This window comes from Buchnera aphidicola (Diuraphis noxia), from assembly GCF_001700895.1.
GTDB lineage: Bacteria > Pseudomonadota > Gammaproteobacteria > Enterobacterales > Enterobacteriaceae > Buchnera > Buchnera aphidicola_D.
Window position 1 is genome coordinate 159254 of the sequence record NZ_CP013259.1, and the last position, 24106, is coordinate 183359.

Sequence of the window (24106 nt, forward strand, 5' to 3'; positions counted from 1 at the left end):
TTATAAATGATAAGAAATATTAAAATATTGTTTTGCTTTTTTAATATCATTTTCAATTTGATTTTTAAGTTTTTGTATTGAAGGGAAAAATAGTTCGTTTCTTATTTTTTTTAAAATGATTACTTCTATATATTTTCCGTATAAATCTATTTTTATATTAAACAAATAAACTTCAAGAACTCTGTTGTTTTGTACTTGAGAAAAACTGGGTTTGATTCCAATATTACATATTCCTAATAATGTTTTATTTAAAAAACAATTCACTTTTACTACATATACTCCATTGCTTAATAAAAAACTTTTGTTTAGAAGTATATTTGCTGTAGGATAACCTATTTTTTTTCCTATAGATTTACCGTGCACTACTTTACCATAAATACTGAATAAACGACCTAAAAACTTAGATGCTAGTGTTATATTATTTGCAGATAACACTTCTCTAATTTTAGTACTGCTAATTTTGATATTATTTTTATAAACAGGTTGTACTTGTATAATTTTAAATGAAAATTTCTTGCTTAGTTTTTCTAGCATATCAATGTTTCCAGATCTTTGACATCCAAATCTAAAATCATTTCCTATGATTATAAATTTTATATGTAGTTTATTTATTAGTATCTTTGTGATAAAATCTTTTGCAGTTAGTGATTGAAAAAATTTATTAAATTTAATACATAAAATATAATCAATATTATAAGACATAATATGTTTGATTTTTTCTCGAAATCTTGTAATTCTTATTGGCGCATTTTTATTCTTTAAAAACTCTAACGGTTGAGGTTCAAATAGTATTATTATGCTTGGTATATTATATTTTTCCCCTATTTTATATACACGAAGAAATAATTTTTGATGTCCTAAATGTATTCCATCAAAATTTCCAATTGTAACAACTGCATTAGCATGAATTTCTTTAAGATTATGAATTCCTCTTATGATGTTCATTTTTAAACTAACCTTTGAAAATGTAGTGGTTTGAATTGTTAAAAAAGATATTTTTTAAAAAAGCGATTTTTAGATGTAAATTATCGCTTATTGAAATATTTTTTTAATTAATTTGATAAAAATATTTTTAGTATATTGATATCGCTTATATGTTGAAATAAAGATGTAATTTGTTAAAAATTTTAGGAGGTTAAATTTGGCAAATATCAAAGCTGCTAAAAAAGATGTCATAACATCTGAAAAACGTCGAAAAAACAATACTAGTCGACGTTCAATGATTCGTACTTATATCAAAAAAGTACGATTAGCTATTATCTCAGGACAAAAAGAAATAGCTCAGAAAGCATTTAAAAAAATGCAGCCTATTGTAGATTCCCACGTGAATAAGGGTTTAATACATAAAAACAAAGCTGCACGTTATAAATCTACTTTATACTTACAGATTTCTAAAATGCGTTAAAGTTAAGTATTTCGATAGTATTGCCTCTAATTGTATTTTAAGAAGCAATACTTTAACTTTAATAACAAGTTTTATTTTGTTAAATCATCAAAAAATCTTTTTACTCCATCAAAAAATCTTTTTGAACGTGGACTATTTTTTTCACCACGAAAACCATTGAAACTTGTTCCTAACTCAAATAAAAGATTTTTTTGTTTTGCATTCAGATTAACGGGTGTTTCTACTACAACTCGACATAACAAATCACCTTTGTTTCTATTTTGTACAGATTGCACTCCTCTTCCTTTAATACGAAAGAGTTTTCCTGATTGTGTTTCAGATGGAATCTTTAATTTAACTCTTCCGTCTAAAGTAGGGACTTCTATCTCTCCGCCTAAAGCGGCCATGCTAAAATTTATTGGTACTTCACAGTATAAATTATTTTCCTCTCTTTCAAAAATAGGATGCTTTTTAACTGTAATTTGAACATAAAGATCACCTGGTTCTGCACCATTGATACCAGATTCTCCTTCTTTATTTAAACGAATTCGATCATTGGTATCGATTCCAGGTGGAATTTTTACAAGTAATGTTTTATATGTTTCCACTCTTCCTTGTCCATGACATGAACGACAAGGATCTTGAATTATTTTTCCCTTTCCATAACATGTAGTACAAGATTGTTGTACAGTAAAAAATCCTTTTCTAATATGTATTTGACCTTTTCCATGGCATGTATGACATGATCGAGGTTTTGTGCCAATTCTAGATCCACTTCCATAACATATTTTGCAAGTTTGTAAAGTGGGAATACGAATTTCTTTTTTTGTTCCTTTGACTGCTTCTTCTAATAAAATTTCCATATTATAACATAAATCAGATCCTTTTTTAGCTCTTTGATTTCTGTTTCCTCCAAATATATCTCCAAAAACATCTCCAAAAATATCTCCAAAATCTGAAGAGCTAGTAAATGTACTATATGTACTATTTCCAGCATTATTATGATCGAAAGCAGAATGTCCATATTGATCATATGCAGTTCTTTTTTCTTCGTTGATTAATATTTCATATGCTTCTTTTACTTCCTTAAATTTATTTTCTGCAGTTTTATCTCCCTGATTACGATCAGGATGATATTTCATTGCTAATTTTTTGTATGCTTTTTTAATTTCACGTTCTTCCGCAGATCTTGAAATTCCTAAAACTTCATAATAGTCTTTTTTTGCCATTCTTGCTTGCTCTGTTTGAGTTTAAAATAATGCACGGGCGTAGAGGAATTTTCTACGCCCGTGCTAGTTTAAATTCTATTATAATTATCCCTATGTTTTATTTTTTAGGATCTTTGATTTCTTCAAATTCAGCATCTACGACATTTTCGTCTTTTTTGTTAGATGGGTTGTTTTTATTATGTGAATTTTCTTCAGATTTTTTTTGATTTATTTCGTTTAGCTTTGATGATTTTTTTAAAAGAATTTGTATTTTTTCTTCAATGTCAGATTTATTTTCTCCTTTTAATGATTTTTCTAAATCATCTAAAGCACATTTAATTTCATTTTTATCTTTTTCTTCAAGGATATTTTTATTTTTATCTAATTGTTTTTTTGTAGTATGAATTAATTGATCAGCGTGATTTCTTGTTTGAATTAATTCTTCGAATTTTTGATCAGCTTCAGAATTAGCTTCAGCATCATCTATCATTTTTTTAATTTCTTCTTCTTTCAGCCCAGAAGATGCTTTAATGGTAATTTTTTGTTCTTTTCCTGTTTTTTTATCTTTTGCAGAAACATGTAATATTCCATCAGAATCGATATCAAATGTTACTTCAATTTGTGCTGTTCCTCTAGGTGCTGGTTCAATTCCATCTAAATTAAATTGTCCTAACGATTTATTATCTAATGATTTTTTACGCTCACCTTGTAATACGTGTATGGTTACTGCTGATTGATTATCCTCTGCTGTTGAAAAAACTTGACTATGTTTAGTAGGAATAGTAGTATTTTTCTTTATAAGTGGAGTCATTATCCCACCCATTGTTTCAATACCTAATGATAATGGAGTGACATCAAGTAATAAAACATCTTTAACCTCTCCAGATAGCACACCCCCTTGAACAGCAGCACCTACTGCAACAGCTTCATCTGGATTTACATCTTTTCTAGGTTCTTTTCCAAAAAAATTTGCGACTTTGGTTTGAACCATTGGCATTCTTGTTTGACCACCTACTAAGATTACATCATTCACGTCTGAAATTGAAAGTCCTGCATCTTTTAACGCAACCTTTACTGGTTCAATAGAACGTATTATTAAATCTTCTACTAAAGATTCTAATTTTGATCTAGTAACTTTAATATTTAAATGTTTAGGACCGTTAGAGTCTGCTGTAATATATGGGAGATTGACATCTGTTTGTTGTGCAGATGATAGTTCTATTTTTGCTTTTTCTGCAGATTCTTTTAACCGTTGCATAGCTAAAGGATCATTCCTTAAATCTATACCTTGTTCTTTTTTAAATTCTGTGACTAGGTAATTAATTAATCTACTATCAAAATCTTCGCCTCCAAGATGAGTATCTCCATTTGTCGCAAGGACTTCGAACGTTTTTTCTTTGTCAACGTCATCAATTTCAATAATAGATATATCAAACGTCCCACCGCCTAAATCATAAACAGCAATTGTTCTATTTCCTTGCCCTTTATCTAAACCGTAAGCGAGTGCAGCAGCTGTAGGCTCATTAATAATTCTTTTTACTTCTAATCCTGCTATTCTTCCTGCATCTTTAGTAGCTTGACGTTGAGCATCATTAAAATAAGCAGGAACTGTTATGACTGCTTCTGTTATTTTCTCTCCTAAGTAGTCTTCTGCAGTTTTTTTCATTTTTTTTAAAACTTCTGCTGAAATTTGAGGAGGAGCTATTTTTTCTTTTTTTATATTAATCCATGCATCACCGTTATCAGAATTGATAATTTTATACGGCATTATTTTTATATCACGTTGAACTTCATCATCTTGAAATTTTCTACCAATTAAACGTTTTATTGCAAATAATGTATTTTTTGGATTTGTAATAGCTTGACGTTTAGCTGGTTGTCCGACTAAAACTTCTCCCTCTTGAGTATATGCAATGATTGAAGGTGTTGTACGGTCACCTTCTGCATTTTCTAAAACACGAGGTTTGTTGCCATCCATAATGGCAACACAAGAGTTGGTTGTTCCCAAGTCAATACCAATAATTTTACCCATGAAAATTTCTCCTATAATAGCTTGATAAATTGGGTTTTCAACCTTTATGCAACCATTTTTTTGGCTTTTAATAAACTAATAAAATAGTATTTTTATTGCATGTTAGCTTTAAAGTTGAATGATTATTAAATGGGGTCTCTTTTTCTGCCATCAAGGGTTTAGGTTAAAAAAAACTAAAGTTTTTTATAATAAAATATGAACTGTTTTGGAATTTTTTATTTATTAAAAATCATATTTTTATTAATATATTTCATATTATAATATTTTTTTATTGTATACTTTACTTATAATTATAATAAAAACTTTTTCTATAAAAAACATGGAAATCACAATGGAATATTTATCTTTTTTTATTTTTATAATGTTCTCTTTTGGATTTTGTTTTTTTATGCTTCTATTAAGTTATATGTTAGGTGGTAGATCTACATCTAGATATAAGAACACACCTTTTGAATCAGGTATTTCTTCTATAGGAAATACTTTTCTTCATTGCTCTGCAAAATTTCATTTAATTGCGATTTTTTTTGTTATTTTTGATGTTGAGGCATTATATTTATATGCATGGTCTGTCAGTATTACTGAGTCTGGATGGGTTGGATTTGAAGAAGCTTTTATGTTTATAATGTCTATTATATTAGGATTAATTTATTTAATTCGTACAAAAGCACTAAATTGGATATCTTAAAAAATTTACATATTTAACATTTAAACGAGAGAAAAATGAATTATACTTTAACTAGAGCAGAAAATCATAAACGCAACGTCAATTTTCCTAGAAAAAATACTACTTCTGTCGAAGATCCTGTAAAGCAATATATTAAAAAAAATATATTTATGGGTAAAATCACTCAATTGATACATACAATAGTTAATTGGGGAAGAAAGAATTCTTTATGGCCTTATAATTTTGGACTGTCATGCTGTTATGTTGAAATGGTATCTGCTTTTACTTCTGTTCATGATGTTGCTCGTTTTGGATCTGAAGTATTAAGAGCTTCTCCAAGACAAGCTGATGTTATGGTGATTGCTGGTACACCATTTATCAAAATGGCACCTGTGATTCAAAGATTATATGATCAAATGTTAGAGCCAAAATGGGTTATTTCTATGGGATCTTGTGCTAATTCGGGTGGAATGTATGATATTTATTCTGTTGTGCAAGGTGTAGATAAATTTTTACCCGTAGATATTTATATTCCTGGTTGTCCACCTCGTCCTGAAGCGTATATTCAAGGTTTAATGTTATTACAAAAATTAATTAAAGAAGAAAGAAGGCCGTTATCTTGGATTATTGGAGAACAAGGTATATATAATAAAAAAATGGTTTCTGAAAAAGAAAAAAGAAGAAATAAAAGAATTAATGTAATTAACCTTCCTACTTCTGAAAATATTTCATGATATACTTGATCTTGTTAAGATAAGAGTAACGAGCAATATATGATAAATTTAAATCGAAAAGAAAAAAAATTTTTATTTAAAAATGTTTTCAAAAACAGTTCAAATGATTCAATAGTAAAAAATTTATTTCGTGCATTTGGTCAGCAATGTTTTATTGAACAAATCACTATCACTGGTTTTCCTATATTATGGATTGATAAAATATTTTTATTAAAAATAGGTGAATTTTTATATAATTTATCTAAACCTTATACTATGCTTTATGATTTACATGGTATTGATGAGCGTTTGCGATTAAATCGAGAAAATTTACCCCCTGCAGATTTTTCTGTTTTTTATCATTTAATATCTATTGAACGAAATTCTGATGTTATGTTAAAAGTTCCATTACTAGAACAAGATTTAATTTTACCGACATTTACTAATTTATTTCCAAATGCTAATTGGTATGAACGTGAAACATGGGATATGTTTGGTATTGTTTTTGATAAACATCCTAATTTAACTCGCATTATTATGCCAAGTACGTGGATAGGACATCCATTAAGAAAAAATTATTCCGCAAGAGCAACTGAATATGAACCGTATTTTTTAAATGAAAAAAAAGAAGATTTTGAAATGGAAGGATTGAAGTTTAATCCTGAATTATGGGGAATGAAACGTAAACACAATAACGTAGAGTTTATGTTTTTAAATTTAGGTCCTAATCATCCTTCTGCTCATGGGGCTTTTAGAATTGTTTTACAACTAGATGGTGAACATATTGTAGATTGTGTACCAGATATTGGATATCATCATCGTGGAGCTGAAAAAATGGCAGAGCGTCAATCATGGCATAGTTATATTCCTTATACTGATCGAATTGAGTATCTTGGAGGCTGTGTAAATGAAATGCCTTATGTATTAGCTGTCGAAAAATTAGCTAATATTATAGTTCCAGAAAAAGTTGAAGTGATACGAGTAATGATGTCAGAATTATTTCGAATAAATAGTCATTTACTATATATTTCTACATTTATCCAAGATGTTGGTTGTATGACACCTGTTTTTTTTGCGTTTACTGATCGTCAAAAAATATATGATTTAATTGAAGCAATTACAGGTGCTCGTATGCATCCTGCTTGGTTTCGTATTGGAGGAGTTGCTAATGATTTACCAAATGGTTGGAATATTTTATTAAAAGAATTTCTTCATTGGATGCCAAAAAGATTAAAGTATTATATCAAAATTTCGTTACAAAATAGTATTTTAATCAATCGTTCTAAAGGAATTGCTGAATATAATAAAACAGAAGCTTTGAAATGGGGTGTGACAGGAGCAGGATTACGTGCTACAGGATTAGATTTTGATGTGCGAAAATGGCGACCATATTCTGGATATCAAAACTATGAGTTTGATGTTCCGATAGGAAAAGGTATTAGTGATTGTTATTCAAGAGTAATGATTAAAGTAGAAGAAATCTATCAAAGTCTTATTATTTTAAGACAATGTTTGAATAATATGCCAGAAGGTCCATTTAAAGCTGAACATCCTTTAACCACACCACCTGATAAGCTATCTGTTTTGCAAAATATAGATACTATGATCAATCATTTTTTACAGGTTTCTTGGGGACCAGTTATTCCAAAAAATGAAAGTTTTCAAATGATTGAAGCAACGAAGGGAATTAATAGTTATTATTTAATTAGTGATGGTGGTACGATGAGTTATCGTACAAGAATACGTACACCTAGTTTTCCACATTTACAACAAATACCTTCAGTAATTCGTGGAAGTTTAATATCAGATCTAATTGCATATTTAGGTAGTATAGATTTTGTTATGTCTGACGTGGATAGATAATTATGTATAAAAAAAAAGTAAATTTCGGAAAATTAGTATAAAATTTCAACTAACTAAAGAAGAAGTACAAGAAATAGAAAGTCAAAAAAAATATTATGAAAATTATAGAGCTATTTCTATAGAAGCATTAAAAATTGTTCAAAAAAAAAGAGGATGGGTTTCTGATCAAGCGATTTATGCCATTTCTGAAATACTTCAAATGAATCCTAGTGAAATCGAAGGGATTGCTACTTTTTATAGTCAAATTTTTCGCCAACCTGTAGGTCGTAATATCATTCGTTATTGTGATAGTGTTGTTTGTTTTTTAACAGGTTATGAAATTATAAAAACAACATTAGAAAATTCTTTAAAAATAAAAACTGGAGAAACAAGTAAAGATAATCGGTTTACTTTATTACCAGTTTGTTGTTTAGGAAACTGTGATAAAGCTCCAACTCTTATGATTAATGAAGACACATACTCTTTCTTAAATGCTGAATCTATTAAACATTTATTGGAATTATACAAATGAATCAAACTATTCGTTCTGCTGAAACACACCCCTTAACTTGGCGATTAAGACATGATCAAAAAACTATTTGGATAAAAGAATATTGCAAAAAAAATGGTTATGCATCTTTAAAAAAAGTATTAAAAAATATGTCTTCTAAAGAAGTTATTCAGACAATACAAGAATCAGGTTTAAAAGGAAGAGGAGGAGCAGGTTTTTCTACTGGTTTAAAGTGGAGTTTAATGTTTAAAAATACATTTTCTTCAGATCATCGTTATTTAATATGTAATGCAGATGAAATGGAACCAGGTACTTACAAAGATAGATTGTTGATGGAAAAACTTCCTCATCAATTAATTGAAGGAATAATATTATCTTCATATGCATTAAATGTTTCTCGTGCTTATATTTTTTTAAGAGGAGAATATATTTCTGCTGAAAATATTTTAAAAACTGCTATAGAAGAAGCAAAAACTTTTGGTTATCTTGGTAATAATATTTTAGGAAGTGCATTCAATATTGAATTAGTTTTACATACTGGAGCAGGTCGATATATTTGTGGAGAAGAAACTGCTTTAATTAATTCATTAGAAGGTCGCAGAGCTAATCCTCGATCTAAACCTCCATTTCCAGCCGTATTTGGTTTATGGGGAAAACCTACTTGTGTAAACAATGTTGAAACATTATCTAATATTCCAGCGATTTTATTGTATGGTGTTAATTGGTATAAAAGTTTATCTAAAAGTATTGATAGTGGAACTAAATTAATGGGTTTTTCAGGAAAAGTAAAAAACCCTGGTGTTTGGGAATTACCTTTTGGCATAAGTGCACGTGAAATATTAGAAAAATATGCTGGTGGCATGCAGAATGGATTTTTTTTAAAAGCTTGGCAACCTGGAGGTGCCAGTACGGATTTTTTAATTGACAAACATTTAGATTTACCAATGGATTTTCAAAATATTAGTAAAGCAGGTAGTCGTTTAGGGACAGCTCTTTGTATGGCCGTAGACAATAAAACTAATATGGTTTCATTGGTATATAATTTAGAAAAGTTTTTTTCTCGTGAATCATGTGGTTTATGTACTCCTTGTAGAGATGGATTACCATGGATTGTGAAGATACTAAAAAGTTTAAAAAAATCTGAAGGATATAAAAATGATGTAAATATTTTAGAACGATTATGTAAAAATTTGGGTCCAGGAAAAACATTTTGCGCTCATGCACCTGGAGCAATCGAACCTTTACAAAGTGCTATAAAATATTTTCGTTCTGAATTTGAAGCTGGAATTAATATGAAAAATGTACAGTTTAATAAAAAAATTCCAGGAATACAGTCTAATGTTCTTTAACATTAATAATCAACATTTTAAAAAATCAGTATTTTTTTATTTAATTTGTATAAAATTATTTTAAGAAAATTTTCTTTAAATATCAGTTTTGGAATTATTCTCTTATGGCTAGAATTTATGTAGATAGTAAAACATATGATGTTGATGAATCAGAAAATTTACTTCAAGCGTGTTTATCAGTAGGTATTGATATTCCCTATTTTTGTTGGCACCCTTTAATGGGAAGTTTAGGAGCCTGTCGTCAATGTGCTGTAACACAATATAATGATTTTGAAGATTGTAAAGGTCGATTGATTATGTCGTGTATGACTCCTGTAATAGATGGAATGATAATTTCTGTTAATGATATAGAATCAAAAACTTTTAGAAGTTCTATAATAGAACTTTTATTAACTAATCATCCACATGATTGCCCGATATGTGAAGAAGGTGGTCATTGTCACTTACAAGATATGGCTGTAATGACAAAACATAATGTTCGTAATTTTAGGTTTAAAAAAAGAACATATAAAAATCAATATTTAGGATCGTTTATTAAGCATGAAATGAATAGGTGTATTGCTTGTTATCGTTGTGTTAGATATTATAATGATTATGCGGATGGAACGGATTTTGGTGTGTATGGTTGTAATAATAACCTCTATTTCGGTCGTATAGAAAATGGGGGTTTAGAGAATGAACATTCAGGGAATTTAATAGAGTTATGTCCTACTGGAGTTTTTACAGATAACACTCATTCTAAAAAATATAATCGTAAATGGGATATGCAATATGCTCCAGGCATTTGTCACAATTGTAGCGTTGGTTGTAATATTAGCATTGGAGAACGTTATGGTGAAATTCGTCGAATAGAAAATAGATATCATCAAAATATCAATCATTATTTAATTTGTGATCTCGGTAGATTTGGTTATTCTCATACTAGTTTAAGCAAACGTCCAAAAAAACCCGTTTATGTAAACAGTGATAATTCTATGATATTAAATTTTCAAGAAGCAATAGAATTAGGTGCTTTGTTTTTTGAAAAATATAGTCGTGTAATTGGAGTGGGATCTTCTAGATCAAGTATAGAAAATAATTTCGCATTACAAGAATTAGTGGGAAAATCAAATTTTTCTCATGGAATGACGAAAAAAGAAGAAAAATGCATTACAATAATTTTAGATTGTTTGAAAAATAGTGGTTTATATAGTCCTAATTTAAAAGAAATTGAAAGCTATGATGTAATTTTAGTTTTAGGAGAAGATTTAACACAAACATCCCCTCGAGTTGCGCTTGCAATACGTCAAGCAATGAAAAAAAAAGCACATGATATGGCAAATTTACATCAGATTCCTAAATGGAATAGTACTCCTATTTCGCAAATTGTAGAACATCATAAAAATTCTTTATATATTATTCATACTCATGAAACTAAATTAGATGATGTTGCTGAATGGTCTTATTTTGCATCGATTCATGAACAAGTGAATTTTTCATATGCTATTGCGTGTGAGTTAGATGAAAAGTTACCAAAATTATCAAATTTAAGTGTTGTTTTAAAAGAAAAAGTTTCAACTATTGCAAATAGATTACTTTCGTCAAAAAAAGCATTAATTATTTCTGGTTCGCATTCTTTTAGTAGTTCTATTATAAAATCTGCGATAAATATCGCTACGTCTATTAAAACACGAAATATTAATCATCATGTTGGTTTAGCTTTTTTAACATCTTCTTGTAATTCTTTAGGGCTAAGTTTAATTGGAGGTATCTCTATAGATACTGTCTTAAAACAGTTCAAAGAAAAGAAAGTAGATGCAGTGATTTTTATGGAGTACGATATATATCGTTTTTTATCTAAATATGATTGTGATTTTGTGTTCAAGAACAAAAAAAAAATAATTACAATAGATCATCAGCATACTGAGACTTATGAAAAATCTGGATTAAAATTACCGGCAACTAACTTTACAGAAACTTCTGGAACTATAGTAAACTTTGAAGCAAGAGCACAAAGATTTTTTCAAGTGTATGATCCTATGTTCTATGATAACAGAAATTGTCTTCATGAAAGTTGGAAATGGTTACATTATATTAAATCAAAGATAAATAAGACAGAAATATCTTGGTTTAATTTAGATGATGTGATAAATGCATGTATTGAAAAATATCCAATTTTTAAAAAAATTAAAAACAATGAAAAAAATGCTAATTTTCGCATTCATGGTCAAAAAATTTCTCGTTCTCCTAATAGGTCTAGTGGAAGAACTGCTTTACGTGCCGATATTAATATTCATGAACCTGAACAACCTAAAGATATCAACACTATGTTTTCTTTTTCTATGGAAGGATATAATCAACCTCACAAATGTATATCTCATATCCCATTTGCTTGGTTTCCTGGATGGAATTCACCTCAAGCGTGGAATAAGTTTCAAGACAAAATAGGAAAGTCTCTAATATCTGGTAATTCAGGAACACATCTGTTTAAAAAAAATAAAATAATAAAAAATTTTTCCTTTATTCCAATCCTAAAAAATTTTATGAAAGAAAAATATTGGTATATAATTCCTTATTATCATATTTATGGAAATGAAGAATTAACTCAATATTCATTGATTATACAGGAAAATATTCCTGAAGCATATGCCTTAATTAGTTTAGTAGATAGTATTAAATTAGGTTTGAATAAAGATTCAACATTACAATTTCATTGTTTAAAACAAAATTATCGTTTAAAGATACGGATTTCTAAGCATTTATCTTCAAAACAGATCGGCTTACCTGTAGGAAGAAAAAGTTTTCCTATTTCTCTTATTGGTCAAAAAGTTCAATTGTAACAGGAATTTATTAAATGATTTCGTTTAAAACAAATGTATTTGAAATATTTTTTTGTTTTTCAAAAGTTATTTGTATTTTGTTTTTAGTAATATTTTCTGCAGCTATGTTAAGTATTATTGAACGTAGACTATTAGGTTTCTTTCAAAATAGACATGGTCCTAATCGAGTAGGTTGGATGGGTAGTTTACAACTTTTCGCTGATATGATTAAAATTTTATTTAAAGAAGATTGGACCCCTCCCTTTAGTAGAAAATTTATTTTTAATTTATCGCCAATCATTTCTTTTGTTGCTTTATTGTTCGTTGTTCCAATTATTCCGTTTACGTCTAATTTAATTATCATTGATTTAAACATAGGTATTTTGTTTTTTTTGATGATGGCTAGTTTATCTGTTTATTCTGTATTGTTTGCTGGTTGGTCTAGTAATAATAAATATTCTTTATTAGGTGCAATGCGTGCTTGTGTTCAAACTTTAAGTTATGAAGTATTTTTGGGTTTATCTTTAATGGGTGTAGTAGCACAATCAGGATCTTTTAAAATTTTAGATATCATTAATTATCAAAAAAATATGTGGAATGTATTTCCACAGTTTTTTGGTTTTTTAAATTTTTTTATAGCAGGATTGGCTGTATGTCATCGACATCCGTTTGATCAGCCAGAATCTGAACAAGAATTAGCGGATGGTTATCATATTGAATATTCTGGAATGAAATTTGGTTTATTTTTTATTGGAGAATATATTTCTATTATTGTGATTTCATTATTAATAGTGACAATATTTTTTGGGGGTTGGTTTGGACCTTGGGTTGATAGTTATATATGGTTGTTTTTAAAAACAGTATTGTTTATTTTTATTTTTATTTTAATACGAGCGTCTTTGCCGAGACCAAGATATGATCAAATGTTGTCATTTGGATGGAAATTTTGTTTGCCGTTAACGTTATTAAATTTGTTATTAACTGCTTTTTTTATATTATTATAATTTTTTAAGAGAATTTTTTATTTATGACATTAAAAAATATTATTTTTGGATTTTTCACTCAGATAAGAAGTATTTTAATGATTGGTTTGAATATTTTTTCTAGATCTGAAACTAGATTATATCCTGAAAAAAAAGTATCTCTTTCTCCTCGTTACAGAGGACGTATTATATTAACTCGAAATACAGATGGAAAGGAACGTTGTGTTGCTTGTAATCTATGTGCTGCAGTATGTCCAGTAGATTGTATTTCTTTACAAAAATCTGAAAAAATAGATGGTCGTTGGTATCCAGAATTTTTTAGAATCAATTTTTCTCGATGTATATTTTGTGGTTTATGTGAAGAAGCATGTCCTACAGCAGCTATTCAGTTAACTACTGATTTTGAATTATCTGATTTTAAAAGAAAAGATTTGATATATGAAAAAAAAGATTTATTAATTTCAGGTCCAGGTAAATATCCAGATTATAACTTTTATAAGTTTTGTGGTGTGTCTATAAAAGATAAAGAAATAAATAAATTACATTCTGAATCTGAACCTGTTGATGTAAAGAATTTATTACCATAGGGAAATTTTTTATGGAATATGGTTTTTATATATGTTCGTTTATAGCTATAATGTCTACTTTTTTCACAATAATTCAAAAAAATGCAGTATATTCTTTATTTTATTTGATTATATCTCTTTTATCTATATCTGGTATTTTTTTTTCGATTGGAGCATTATTTGCCGGAGCTTTAGAAGTTATTATTTACGCGGGGGCTATTATAGTTTTATTTGTGTTTGTGATTATGACTCTTAATTTTGAAAATGAACATAATATCAAATCAAAAAAAATTTTTACCCCAATTTTTTGGATCTTATCTGGTATTTTATCGTTGACATTCTTTTTATTAATGAGTTATGCAATATTTTCTTTAAAAAATCAAAAAATAGAAAGATTGGTGATTGATGCAAAAATAGTAGGTATTAGTTTATTTGGTCCTTATGTGTTATTAGTTGAGGTCTCTTCGCTTCTTTTACTTGCTGCTTTAATTGTAGTGTTTCATATAAGTGGTAAAAAAAAACATATTAAGTAAAAATATTATTAATTAATTTTGAAGGAATGATAATGCATGATTTCTTTATTTCACGGATTATTTCTATCATTAGTATTATTTGTTTTAGGTTTAACATCTTTGATGATTAGACGTAACATATTCTTTATATTAATTAGTTTAGAAATAATGATAAATGCTGTTGCATTAGCATTAGTTTTTGTAGGAAATTACTGGCAACAATCAGATGGTCAAATAATGTATATATTTGCTATTACATTAGCTGCATCAGAGGCTAGTATAGCACTAGCATTATTGCTTCAATTTTATAGACGTCAAAAAATATTAAATATTGATATTTTAAGTGAGATGCGTGGATGAACATTATTTTATTAATAATACTTTCCCCGTTAATTGGGTTTTTATTGTTATCCTGTTCACAAGGTAGAATTTCTAACAGAAAGACTTCTTGTATAGCTATATCTTCAGTATTTATATCATTTTTTATTACTGTGTTTTATGGAAAGAATCTGATTAAAAATATTAATCATAATTTTACTCAAAAATTATATAATTGGGTCTCTATTGATGAATTTAAAATCGATTTTAGCATTTTTTTAGATGAATTATCTTTAAATATGTTACTTATGATTACAGGTATTGGTTTTTTAATACATATTTTTTCTTCTTGGTATATGAAAAACAAAGAAGGTTATTCACGTTTTTTTGCTTATACAAATCTATTTATAGCTAGTATGTCAGTATTAGTGTTAGCTGATAATTTTTTATTAATGTATTTAGGATGGGAAGGTGTTAGTGTCTGTTCTTATTTATTAATTGGATTTTATTATACTAAAACTTACAATAATTATTGTGCTTTAAAAGCTTTTATTTTAACTCGTATTTCTGATATTTTTTTAATAATTGGAATATTTTTAGTATATCAAGAATACGGTACTTTTAATTTTCAAGAAATTAAATTCTTATCAACGTTTTTACAGATAGAAAACGGTTATAATTTAAATTGCATTGCTGTTTTTTTATTAATAGGTGTGATTGGTAAATCTGCGCAAATTCCATTGCATACTTGGTTATCAGATGCAATGGTTGGTCCGACTCCTGTTTCAGCTTTAATACATGCGGCTACTATGGTAACTGCTGGAGTCTATTTAATAGCACGAACACATTTTTTATTTTTATTAGCTCCAAATATATTATATTGGATGAGTTTTATCGGAACGTTAACTATATTAGTTTCTAGCTTTTCCGCTTTATGTCAAAATGATTTGAAACGTATTTTAGCTTATTCTACGATGAGTCAAATAGGTTACATGTTTTTAGCTTTAGGAGTTAAAGCTTGGGGTGCAGCTATTACACATTTGATCATGCATGCAGTGTTTAAAGCATTATTGTTTTTATCCGCAGGATCATTAATTTTATCATGTAATGAAAAAAATATTTTTAAATTAGGTGGCTTGCGAAAAAAATTTCCTTTTTTGTATTTTAGTTTTATAGTAGGAGGCGCATCTTTAAGTTCTGTGCCTTTAGTTACCTCTGGATTTTATAGTAAAGGAGATATCTTATTTCATGTTTTAAAAAGTGGATATAATAATTTATTTTTAATTTCTTTATTTTGTTCCTTTCTAACTGCTTTATACACATTTAGAATGATTTTTGTAATTTTTCATGGACCTAGTTATAATCAAGTTACTCTTTATAAAGGATTTTCACATAATGCACCTTTATTAATTCTTTTATTTTTTTCTACATTTTTTGGAACCTACATATGTCCTTCATTTTTTCATGTGTTTCCATTATTTAATATTTCGACAGATGATAAATTTATATTAGAAATTATATGTAGTCTATTGTCTCTTGCTGGAATATATTTATCCTATTATTTTTGGATTAAAAATCCGGGTTTTATTGATCGTTTATGTAAAATTAAATATTTAAATAACATACATAGTTGTTTATTAGAAGGGTATTATTTTGATTGGTTGTACAATTTATCTGTTGTAAATTTGTATTTGCGTATTTCAAAAATATTATCTTGTGATCCTATAGGTCGAGTTTCTTATTTTTTTATCAAAATAACATATATTTTAAACTTTTATTTATTAAAAAGTAGCAGTGGTTATTTAAGGTTTTATATAGTTTCAATGATATTAGGTATTAATTCAATATTTATGTTGATTTTAATTTATTGGTTTTATTTTTAAATAAACTTTATTTTTTTATGATAAATAATAATCAGTTTCATTTATTCAATACTTATAGTAGATAATAGGAAAATACGTGTAATGTTACTTTCTTTATTAATTATAATTCCATTTTTTAGTAGTTTATTTGCTTTTTTTTCTTATAAATTACATAAGAATATACCGCGTTGGATTGCTTTGAGTGGAATATTATTAACTTTATTAGTTGCTATTCAGATTTTTTTACAAAAACATTATTTTTTTATTGAAAATTCTAATTTTCATAATTGGAGTTCTGAATTTCAAATACCTTGGATACCGACATTAGGTATTGAATTTAATATTGCAATTGACGGTTTTTCTATTGTAATGTTAATTTTTTCTTGCATTTTATCTTTCATTGCTATTTTATGTTCATGGAATGAAATAAAAAATCACCAAGGATTTTTTTATTTTAATTTTATGCTAGTTTTAACTGCAACTATTGGGATTTTTATTGCTATTGATCTTTTTTTGTTTTTCTTTTTTTGGGAAATAGTTTTAATTCCCATGTATTTTTTAATATCTTTATGGGGTAATGCACCTCAAAGAGACAAAAAGCATTTCACAGAAAATAAGTTTTTTATATATGGACAAATTTCTGGTTTAATATTACTTGCATCTATTTTGTTATTAGTTTTTACTTATTATGAAAATACTCATGTTTTGACTTTTAATTATAATATATTACTGACACAATCAATTAATAAACATATAGAATACTTAGTTATGTTGGGTTTTTTTATAGCGTTTGCAATAAAAATGCCTATTGTCCCATTTCATAGTTGGTTACCTAATGTTCATTCTAAATCTACATATTGTGGTTCAGTAGAAATTATAGGTTTGTTATTAAAAACTGCTCCTTATGCTATTTTGAGATATAATTTAGTACTTTTCCCTTATTCAACAGAAATATTTACTTCTATAGCCATGTTTTTAGGTCTGATTAGTATGTTTTATGGAGCTTTTCTTGCTTTTTCTCAAAGTAACTTGAAAAAACTAATTGCGTATTCATCTATTTCTCATATGGGATTGATTTTAATTGGTATTTATAGTAATAGTGCAATTGCACTTCAAGGAGTAATAATTCAGATATTATCAAATAGTGTATCTACTACAGCTTTATGTATTTTATCTGGTCAACTTTATAAACGTATAAAAACTCAAGATATTTCTCAAATGAGTGGTATATGGTCGTTTGTTTATTGGATACCTGGTTTTGCTTTATTTTTTTCTTTAGCAAATCTAGGAATTCCTGGAACAGGGAATTTTATTGGTGAATTTCTAATTTTATCTGGAATATTTTCTAATTTTCCATATATATGTATATTTGCAGTCATAGGTATTGTTTTTTCTTCTATTTACTCCTTAAGTATGATTCAAAGAATTTTTTATGGTTCTGATAAAAAAAAATTAACTGTTGATTTTACAACTAAACAAGAATTATCGATAATGTTAGCGTTGGTTCTTATGTTAATTTTTTTGGGAACGAATCCGCAAAAAATTATAAATATTTCATATAGTTTTATACATAGTATTCAAAAAAAATAACACTTCTATCCTAAAAATAAGGTTATAATGAGTAATGATGATAAATTTAGAACAATTAATCGTATTCTTACCTTTTTTTATTATTATTTCTACTTTAGCAATCGTTATACTTTCTATTTCTTATAATAGAAATCATTTTTTTACTTCTATATTTGTTATAATTAGTTTTACACTTGTGTTTTTTTCATTATTTTTTTTAATTAAAACAGTTCCTATAGATGTAGTTAATTTGTTTCGTATTGATAAATATTCTATTTTTTATATAGGAATGATTCTTATTTGTAGTATTAGCACATGTATTTTTGCCTATCCGTCTTTAATTAAATATCCGTATAATAAAGAAGAATTTTATTTATTAATATTAATTTCAACATTAGGGGCTATACTGTCAGTAGTTTCTAATCACATGGCTTCTTTGTTTATTAACATTGAAGTTACCTCGATACCAATATTTGGTTTAATTGCTTATTTTAATAATAAAAAAAACTCTTTAGAAGCTGTATTTAAATATGTAATTTTATCTAGTGTTGCATCTAGTTTTTTATTATTTGGTATTGCATGGGTTTATTCTATTTCTGGAAATTTAAGTTTGATATCTATTAATGAAACATTGAATGTTATATCTTTAAATGAAAGATTAATTCTTTTTTTCGGTGTTGTAATGATATTAATGTCTTTGTTTTTTAAATTGTCAATTGTACCGTTTCATTTATGGACTCCTGATGTTTATCAAGGAACTTCTTCAGTAGTATTGTCGTTTTTCTCAACCGTTGGAAAAATTTCTACTTTTTGTGTTTTATTGCATTTTTTATCTAAAATTTCTAGTTTAAATGATAATATATTTTATAATATATTGTTATTCATTATTGTTTGTTCTATGTTAGTTGGAAATTTAATGGCGCTTTTCCAAAACAATATTAAAAGATTTTTTGGATATTCTTCAATTTCACAGATAGGTTATTTATTTATAGTTTTATTAGCATCAAAAGATAATTACTTATTATCTTTAGAGGCGAGTTCTATATATCTATGTGGTTATTGTTTTAGCAATATAGCATATTTTGGTGTAATTAATTTAATTACTAATTACCATAAAAACAATCAAGCTAATTTAATATCTTCATATACAGGTTTCTTTTGGAATCAACCAATTTTATCAAGTATATTGACACTTGTTTTGCTTTCTTTATCTGGTTTTCCAATGACCTTAGGATTTATTGGAAAATTTTATATTTTATCAATTATTGTAAAAGAACATTTGTGGATAGTGGGTATTTCTTTTTTAATAAGTACTTTGTTAGGTTTTTATTGTTATTTGAGATTTATTATCACCTTATATGTATATCCATCAAAAACAATGTTAGAAAACAATTTAAAAATATCTAATAATTACTTGTATAATCCTTCAAAATTAGTAATATTTTGTTCAGGTATTGTATTGTTAATATTTGGTATTTATCCAAATCCTTTAATTAATTATATCAAATCCTTTTTATACTTTTAAAAATGTTATTCTTAAATACATAAGATGTATTTATTCATTTATATTTATTATGTTTATATTATTAGGATTTGTTACGATTTTAATATCAATAGTATTTATAAAAAATACTCTTTTAAAATATTTAATTTTATGAACTTTCTTAGTCTAAAAATGCTATTATATTTTGCAATATATTTATTAAAAATAAAATTTTTTATAGTATTTTATTTTCAATTTTTATTAATCATTTTAAAAAGTGTTTTGATAGAACTATCTAAAAAAATTTATATTTTATGATTTGATCACTTAATTAAAATTATTAAAAATATTAATAATAAAAAATTTTTTTGTATTAAAAAAATTTAGTATTTTTGAAATTAATATTTAACTAACTATTTTTTTTAAATTCAACTTATTAAAAATTATTTTTCATATAAAAACATTCATAAAAACATTAAGTTTAATTTTTATACAAAAACTAAAAATCATATGATTAACAAAAAAAAATCTTTATCTGCGTGGTTAAAGTATTTAGAAATATCAAATAAAAAAAAGATTAATTTGAATGAATTAAAATTGATAGCTGAAAAATTAGATTTATTAAATTTTAAATCTTTTGTTTTTACTGTAGCTGGAACGAATGGAAAAGGTACAACTTGTGCAATATTAGAAAAATTATTTTTAGATTCAGGTTACCAAGTTGGACTATATACTTCACCTCATCTGATAAGTTATTTAGAAAGAGTTCGAATCAATGGGGCTACTCTTAGTGCTGAAGAACACATAGCTTCTTTCGAAGAAGTAGATTATATAAGAAAAACAACTATTTTGACTTATTTTGAATTCATCACTCTTTCAGCATTGATTTTATTTAAAAGATATTCATTAGATATTATAATATTAGAAGTAGGATTAGGAGGGAGATTAGATGCCACTAATATTGTAGATCCTAATTTATCTATCATTACTAATATAAGATTAGATCATACTAAGATATTAGGTAAAAATCGTTCACTTATTGCACGTGAAAAATCTGGAATTTTTAGAAAAAATATAATTTCTGTAATTGGCGAAACTGACATTCCAGATTCCATGAATAAAATAGCTCAAAAAAAAAAGCAATATTAAAAAAAATTAATCTTGATTATTATTTTTGGAAAGAAAACTATTATCGTTGGAATTTTATTCATTCAAATGTTCAATTATATAATTTACCTGTAGTTAACACTCCTTTATCCAATGTTGCTATTGCTCTATCAGCAATATATTATACAGATTTTAAAATTAATGAAAAAATTATAAATGAATCAATTCTTACTGTTCAATTACCAGGTAGATTTCAAGTTATCTCTTCTTCACCAAATATTATTCTTGATGTGGCTCACAATCCAGATGCTGCATTATATTTATCAGAAAAAATAGACGAAATGTTTATAAAAGGGAAAATATATGCAGTAATAGGTATGTTTCGAGATAAAGATATTTCAGGAACTGTTTTTCCTTTAAAAACAAAAATTGATTATTGGTATGCCTCTCCTTTAAAAAACTCTCGAACTGCAACTATAGATCAATTACAAAACACTTTGCCTATAAATAATACATTTTTTTCGAATAGTATTGATGAAACTTATAAAAAGTTACGTAAATTAGTAAAAAAAGAAGATGTTATTTTAGTATTTGGTTCTTTTGTGACTGTTGCGGAATTTATTATAGCAAGTAATATACAAAATCATATAATTTTAGGAAACACATGTTTATAATTGATTACATAATAATTTGTATTATTTTGATCTCTTTTATGATTGGATTTTATCGTGGTTTTCATAAAGAATGTATTACCTTTTTGTTTTGGTTATTTAATTTTTATTTTTTTAATAGTTATCATTATTTTATTTCTTTTTATAAAAATTCTTTACAATATACTTTTTTTAAAAAAAAATTTTAATTATTATGACATTCGTTGTTTTGTTTTGTTTTAAACAACTATTCAATTATTGTTTAACAAAAATAATAAAAAATAATCATCTCTCTTTTTTAAACTTTTTTTTAGGAGGTTTATTTGGAATATTTCGTGGTGTCATATTAGTATGTTGTGTTCTATTTTGTTTTAAATATATGAATCTAGATAATTTTGAAGATTATGTAAAATATTCTATTTTTATTTCTTTTTTTTCTAAAATTTTTATTTATTTATTTGATTTTTTTAATCGTGTTTAAAACTAAGCACATTGCTTATATGAGTATAAGAATTATATTGTGCTTAGTATTAACAACATTTAAAAAATTTTGTAAAAAATAAAATATCACAAGTTTAATGTTCAAACATTGCTGAAATAGATTCTTCGTTACTAATTCTTCTGATGGCTTCCGCTAGCATTCCTGATAAAGTTAACGTACGTACATTAGGTAATAATTCAATATTGGTTGATAACGGTATCGTATCACATACGACAACTTCATCAATAACAGAAGTTTTTAAATTTATTGAAGCATTTCCAGAAAAAATAGGATGAGTTGCATAAGCAAATACCCTTTTAGCTCCTCTTTCCTTAAGAGCTTCTGCAGCTTTACAAAGAGTACCTCCTGTGTCAATCATATCATCAACTAAAATGCAATCACGATTTGCAACATCTCCAATAATATGCATAATTTGAGAGATATTGGCACGAGGTCTTCTTTTATCTATAATTGCCATATCAGTATCATAAAGTAGTTTGGCAATTGCTCTAGCTCTTACGACTCCTCCAATGTCAGGTGAAACTACAATAGGATTTTTTAATTCTCTTTGGAGCATATCTTCTAAAAGAATTAAACTACCAAAAACATTATCTACAGGTACATCGAAAAAACCTTGTATTTGTTCTGCATGAAGATCTACTGTTAATACTCGATCTACTCCAATACTAGATAGAAAATCAGCCACTACTTTTGCTGTTATTGGTACTCGTGCTGACCTTACTCGACGATCTTGACGAGCATATCCGAAATATGGTATTACTGCAGTAATTCTACCGGCAGAAGCTCGTCTTAAAGCATCTATCATCACAACTAACTCCATTATATTGTCATTAGTAGGCGAACATGTAGATTGAATAATAAAAACATCTCCGCCTCTTACATTTTCATTAATTTGAACACTAATTTCACCATCACTAAATCGACCTACAGAAGCATTTCCTAAATTAATATATAATCGATCTGCAATAAATTTCGCTAGTTTTGGAATAGAATTTCCTGCAAACAGTTTCATATCAGGCATAAAAAACCTTATTTTTCTGTGATATATTTTAAATGAACGGTATTTTTTTATATTATTATCATATTTTTAAAGTTTAATAACAAAATGATGAAAAAAATATTTTTTCGAATTAATAAGATATATTTTTTCTTTTATAAATGAGACTGTGTAATGGTGAAATATTCGTCCCTTTTACTATGATTTTTTTTGTATTTTTAGGTAATAATAAAAACGCTTTTTTAGCTGATTGTTTATTTTGAAACTCAGAAAAAATACAGGATCCAGTACCTGTTATTCGTGAAGGTGCATATTTAGATAATTTTAAAATTAATTTTTTTATTTTAGTAAATTTTTTTGTGACGATATACTCTAAATCATTAGTAAAATTTAATTTTAGTAATTGTTTTATAGATTGTTTAGATTTTCTTTTTGTTAAACAAGGGCTTGAAAATACATCTTTTGTTAAGATTTTTATATCAGGATATACAAGTAAATACCATTTTTCTTTTTTTTTAATTGGATATAATATTTCTCCTATTCCTTCACCTATAGCAGTATTTCCCATAACAAAAAAAGGTACATCTGCCCCTATCTCAAGACCAAATAAAGCAAGTTCTTTTAAGGTAAATTGTGTATTCCATAACTTGTTTAAAACAATTAAAACAGTTGCAGCATTAGAAGATCCACCTCCTAGTCCGCTACCAATTGGTATTTTTTTATTTAAAAATATTGTAGCACCCAAATTATAAGAGTTAGTTTTTTTGTATAGTAATGCTTTTTTTTTTAATAAATTAGCTGCAATAATAATAGTATTTTTTATATTAATAAGAGATTTTTTTTTGGTAAATAACTTAATTGTACCTTTTTGATTAGGGATTATTTTTAATGTATCACTGTAATCAAGAAATTGAAATAATGTTTGTATATAATGATATCCATCGGGACGTATGCCAGTTATATATAAAAAACGATTAATTTTTGCGGGAGATGGCCAGGTATAAATCATTTATTTTTTTATTAAAATAAATTTCAAGTTATTTTTGTTAAAAATAC

Annotated in this window: 23 protein-coding genes; 18 read left to right on the forward strand and 5 right to left on the reverse strand. The window is 26.7% G+C overall.

The genetic code is table 11. From position 1 onward, the window contains the following. Positions 1–945 (reverse strand): bifunctional riboflavin kinase/FAD synthetase, encoded by a 945-nt coding sequence (gene ribF / locus ATN01_RS00750; RefSeq protein WP_075433202.1) that lies wholly within the window; start codon positions 943–945, stop codon positions 1–3. Positions 946–1141: 196 nt separating this feature from the next. Here ribF and rpsT point away from each other — a divergent pair, with 196 nt between their 5' ends. After that, a complete protein-coding gene (gene rpsT / locus ATN01_RS00755; RefSeq protein WP_075433203.1) occupies positions 1142–1405 on the forward strand; it encodes a 30S ribosomal protein S20 in 264 nt (87 codons plus the stop codon). 71 nt (positions 1406–1476) lie between these two features. Here rpsT and dnaJ read toward each other — a convergent pair whose 3' ends face one another. Together dnaJ and dnaK are read right to left on the reverse strand one after the other, a co-directional pair. Continuing rightward, complete coding sequence (dnaJ, locus tag ATN01_RS00760) at positions 1477–2613, reverse strand: molecular chaperone DnaJ (protein ID WP_075433204.1); 1137 nt, start codon at positions 2611–2613, stop codon at positions 1477–1479. 97 nt (positions 2614–2710) lie between these two features. Continuing rightward, positions 2711–4624 (reverse strand): molecular chaperone DnaK, encoded by a 1914-nt coding sequence (gene dnaK, locus ATN01_RS00765; RefSeq protein ID WP_075433205.1) that lies wholly within the window; start codon positions 4622–4624, stop codon positions 2711–2713. 331 nt (positions 4625–4955) lie between these two features. Between dnaK and ndhC the strand changes: the two genes are divergently transcribed. The 17 genes from ndhC to ATN01_RS03200 all read left to right on the forward strand — a co-directional run bounded on the left by ndhC (position 4956) and on the right by ATN01_RS03200 (position 22032). Then, entirely contained in the window at positions 4956–5309 is a 354-nt protein-coding gene (gene ndhC / locus ATN01_RS00770; protein ID WP_236854810.1) for an NADH-quinone oxidoreductase subunit A, read from the forward strand. A gap of 35 nt (positions 5310–5344) precedes the next feature. Beyond that, positions 5345–6022 (forward strand): NuoB/complex I 20 kDa subunit family protein, encoded by a 678-nt coding sequence (locus ATN01_RS00775; protein ID WP_075433207.1) that lies wholly within the window; start codon positions 5345–5347, stop codon positions 6020–6022. A 39-nt stretch (positions 6023–6061) separates the two neighbouring features. Further along, positions 6062–7864, forward strand: a complete 1803-nt coding sequence (gene nuoC, locus ATN01_RS00780; RefSeq protein ID WP_075433208.1) for an NADH-quinone oxidoreductase subunit C/D — start codon at positions 6062–6064, stop codon at positions 7862–7864. Between the two features lie 31 nt (positions 7865–7895). After that, complete coding sequence (nuoE, locus tag ATN01_RS00785; RefSeq protein WP_075433209.1) at positions 7896–8375, forward strand: NADH-quinone oxidoreductase subunit NuoE; 480 nt, start codon at positions 7896–7898, stop codon at positions 8373–8375. Then, positions 8372–9703: an NADH-quinone oxidoreductase subunit NuoF gene (gene nuoF, locus ATN01_RS00790; protein WP_075433210.1), complete on the forward strand. Its 1332-nt coding sequence runs from the start codon at positions 8372–8374 to the stop codon at positions 9701–9703. The genes nuoE and nuoF overlap by 4 nt, the downstream gene beginning before the upstream one ends. 104 nt (positions 9704–9807) lie before the next feature. Beyond that, positions 9808–12522 (forward strand): NADH-quinone oxidoreductase subunit NuoG, encoded by a 2715-nt coding sequence (gene nuoG, locus ATN01_RS00795; RefSeq protein ID WP_075433211.1) that lies wholly within the window; start codon positions 9808–9810, stop codon positions 12520–12522. Between the two features lie 14 nt (positions 12523–12536). Next, complete coding sequence (nuoH, locus tag ATN01_RS00800; protein WP_075433212.1) at positions 12537–13505, forward strand: NADH-quinone oxidoreductase subunit NuoH; 969 nt, start codon at positions 12537–12539, stop codon at positions 13503–13505. A gap of 23 nt (positions 13506–13528) precedes the next feature. Continuing rightward, positions 13529–14071: an NADH-quinone oxidoreductase subunit NuoI gene (gene nuoI, locus ATN01_RS00805; protein WP_075433213.1), complete on the forward strand. Its 543-nt coding sequence runs from the start codon at positions 13529–13531 to the stop codon at positions 14069–14071. A gap of 11 nt (positions 14072–14082) precedes the next feature. Beyond that, entirely contained in the window at positions 14083–14583 is a 501-nt protein-coding gene (nuoJ, locus tag ATN01_RS00810) for an NADH-quinone oxidoreductase subunit J (RefSeq protein WP_075433214.1), read from the forward strand. A gap of 36 nt (positions 14584–14619) precedes the next feature. Then, positions 14620–14922 (forward strand): NADH-quinone oxidoreductase subunit NuoK, encoded by a 303-nt coding sequence (gene nuoK / locus ATN01_RS00815; protein WP_075433215.1) that lies wholly within the window; start codon positions 14620–14622, stop codon positions 14920–14922. After that, complete coding sequence (gene nuoL, locus ATN01_RS00820) at positions 14919–16763, forward strand: NADH-quinone oxidoreductase subunit L (RefSeq protein ID WP_075433216.1); 1845 nt, start codon at positions 14919–14921, stop codon at positions 16761–16763. Before nuoK ends, nuoL begins: the two co-directional genes overlap by 4 nt. 81 nt (positions 16764–16844) lie before the next feature. Beyond that, positions 16845–18332, forward strand: a complete 1488-nt coding sequence (locus tag ATN01_RS00825) for a complex I subunit 4 family protein (RefSeq protein ID WP_075433217.1) — start codon at positions 16845–16847, stop codon at positions 18330–18332. A 34-nt stretch (positions 18333–18366) separates the two neighbouring features. After that, positions 18367–19836: an NADH-quinone oxidoreductase subunit N gene (locus tag ATN01_RS00830; protein WP_075433218.1), complete on the forward strand. Its 1470-nt coding sequence runs from the start codon at positions 18367–18369 to the stop codon at positions 19834–19836. A gap of 468 nt (positions 19837–20304) precedes the next feature. Continuing rightward, on the forward strand, positions 20305–20943 hold the full coding sequence (locus ATN01_RS03115; RefSeq protein WP_236854812.1) for a Mur ligase family protein: 639 nt from the start codon (positions 20305–20307) through the stop codon (positions 20941–20943). Positions 20944–21191: 248 nt separating this feature from the next. Next, positions 21192–21575 (forward strand): glutamate ligase domain-containing protein, encoded by a 384-nt coding sequence (locus ATN01_RS03120; RefSeq protein ID WP_236854814.1) that lies wholly within the window; start codon positions 21192–21194, stop codon positions 21573–21575. After that, positions 21566–21760 carry a CvpA family protein gene (locus ATN01_RS03195; RefSeq protein WP_075433220.1) on the forward strand — a complete coding sequence of 65 codons (195 nt, stop codon included), beginning with the start codon at positions 21566–21568 and terminating at the stop codon, positions 21758–21760. Before ATN01_RS03120 ends, ATN01_RS03195 begins: the two co-directional genes overlap by 10 nt. A gap of 5 nt (positions 21761–21765) precedes the next feature. After that, positions 21766–22032: a CvpA family protein gene (locus tag ATN01_RS03200; protein ID WP_075433221.1), complete on the forward strand. Its 267-nt coding sequence runs from the start codon at positions 21766–21768 to the stop codon at positions 22030–22032. A gap of 94 nt (positions 22033–22126) precedes the next feature. On the opposite strand, the gene ATN01_RS00855 is transcribed toward ATN01_RS03200, so the two are convergent. Both ATN01_RS00855 and ispE read right to left on the reverse strand, forming a co-directional pair. After that, positions 22127–23074, reverse strand: a complete 948-nt coding sequence (locus ATN01_RS00855; RefSeq protein ID WP_075433222.1) for a ribose-phosphate pyrophosphokinase — start codon at positions 23072–23074, stop codon at positions 22127–22129. A 109-nt stretch (positions 23075–23183) separates the two neighbouring features. After that, positions 23184–24059: a 4-(cytidine 5'-diphospho)-2-C-methyl-D-erythritol kinase gene (ispE, locus tag ATN01_RS00860; RefSeq protein ID WP_075433223.1), complete on the reverse strand. Its 876-nt coding sequence runs from the start codon at positions 24057–24059 to the stop codon at positions 23184–23186. Positions 24060–24106: the final 47 nt, after the last annotated feature.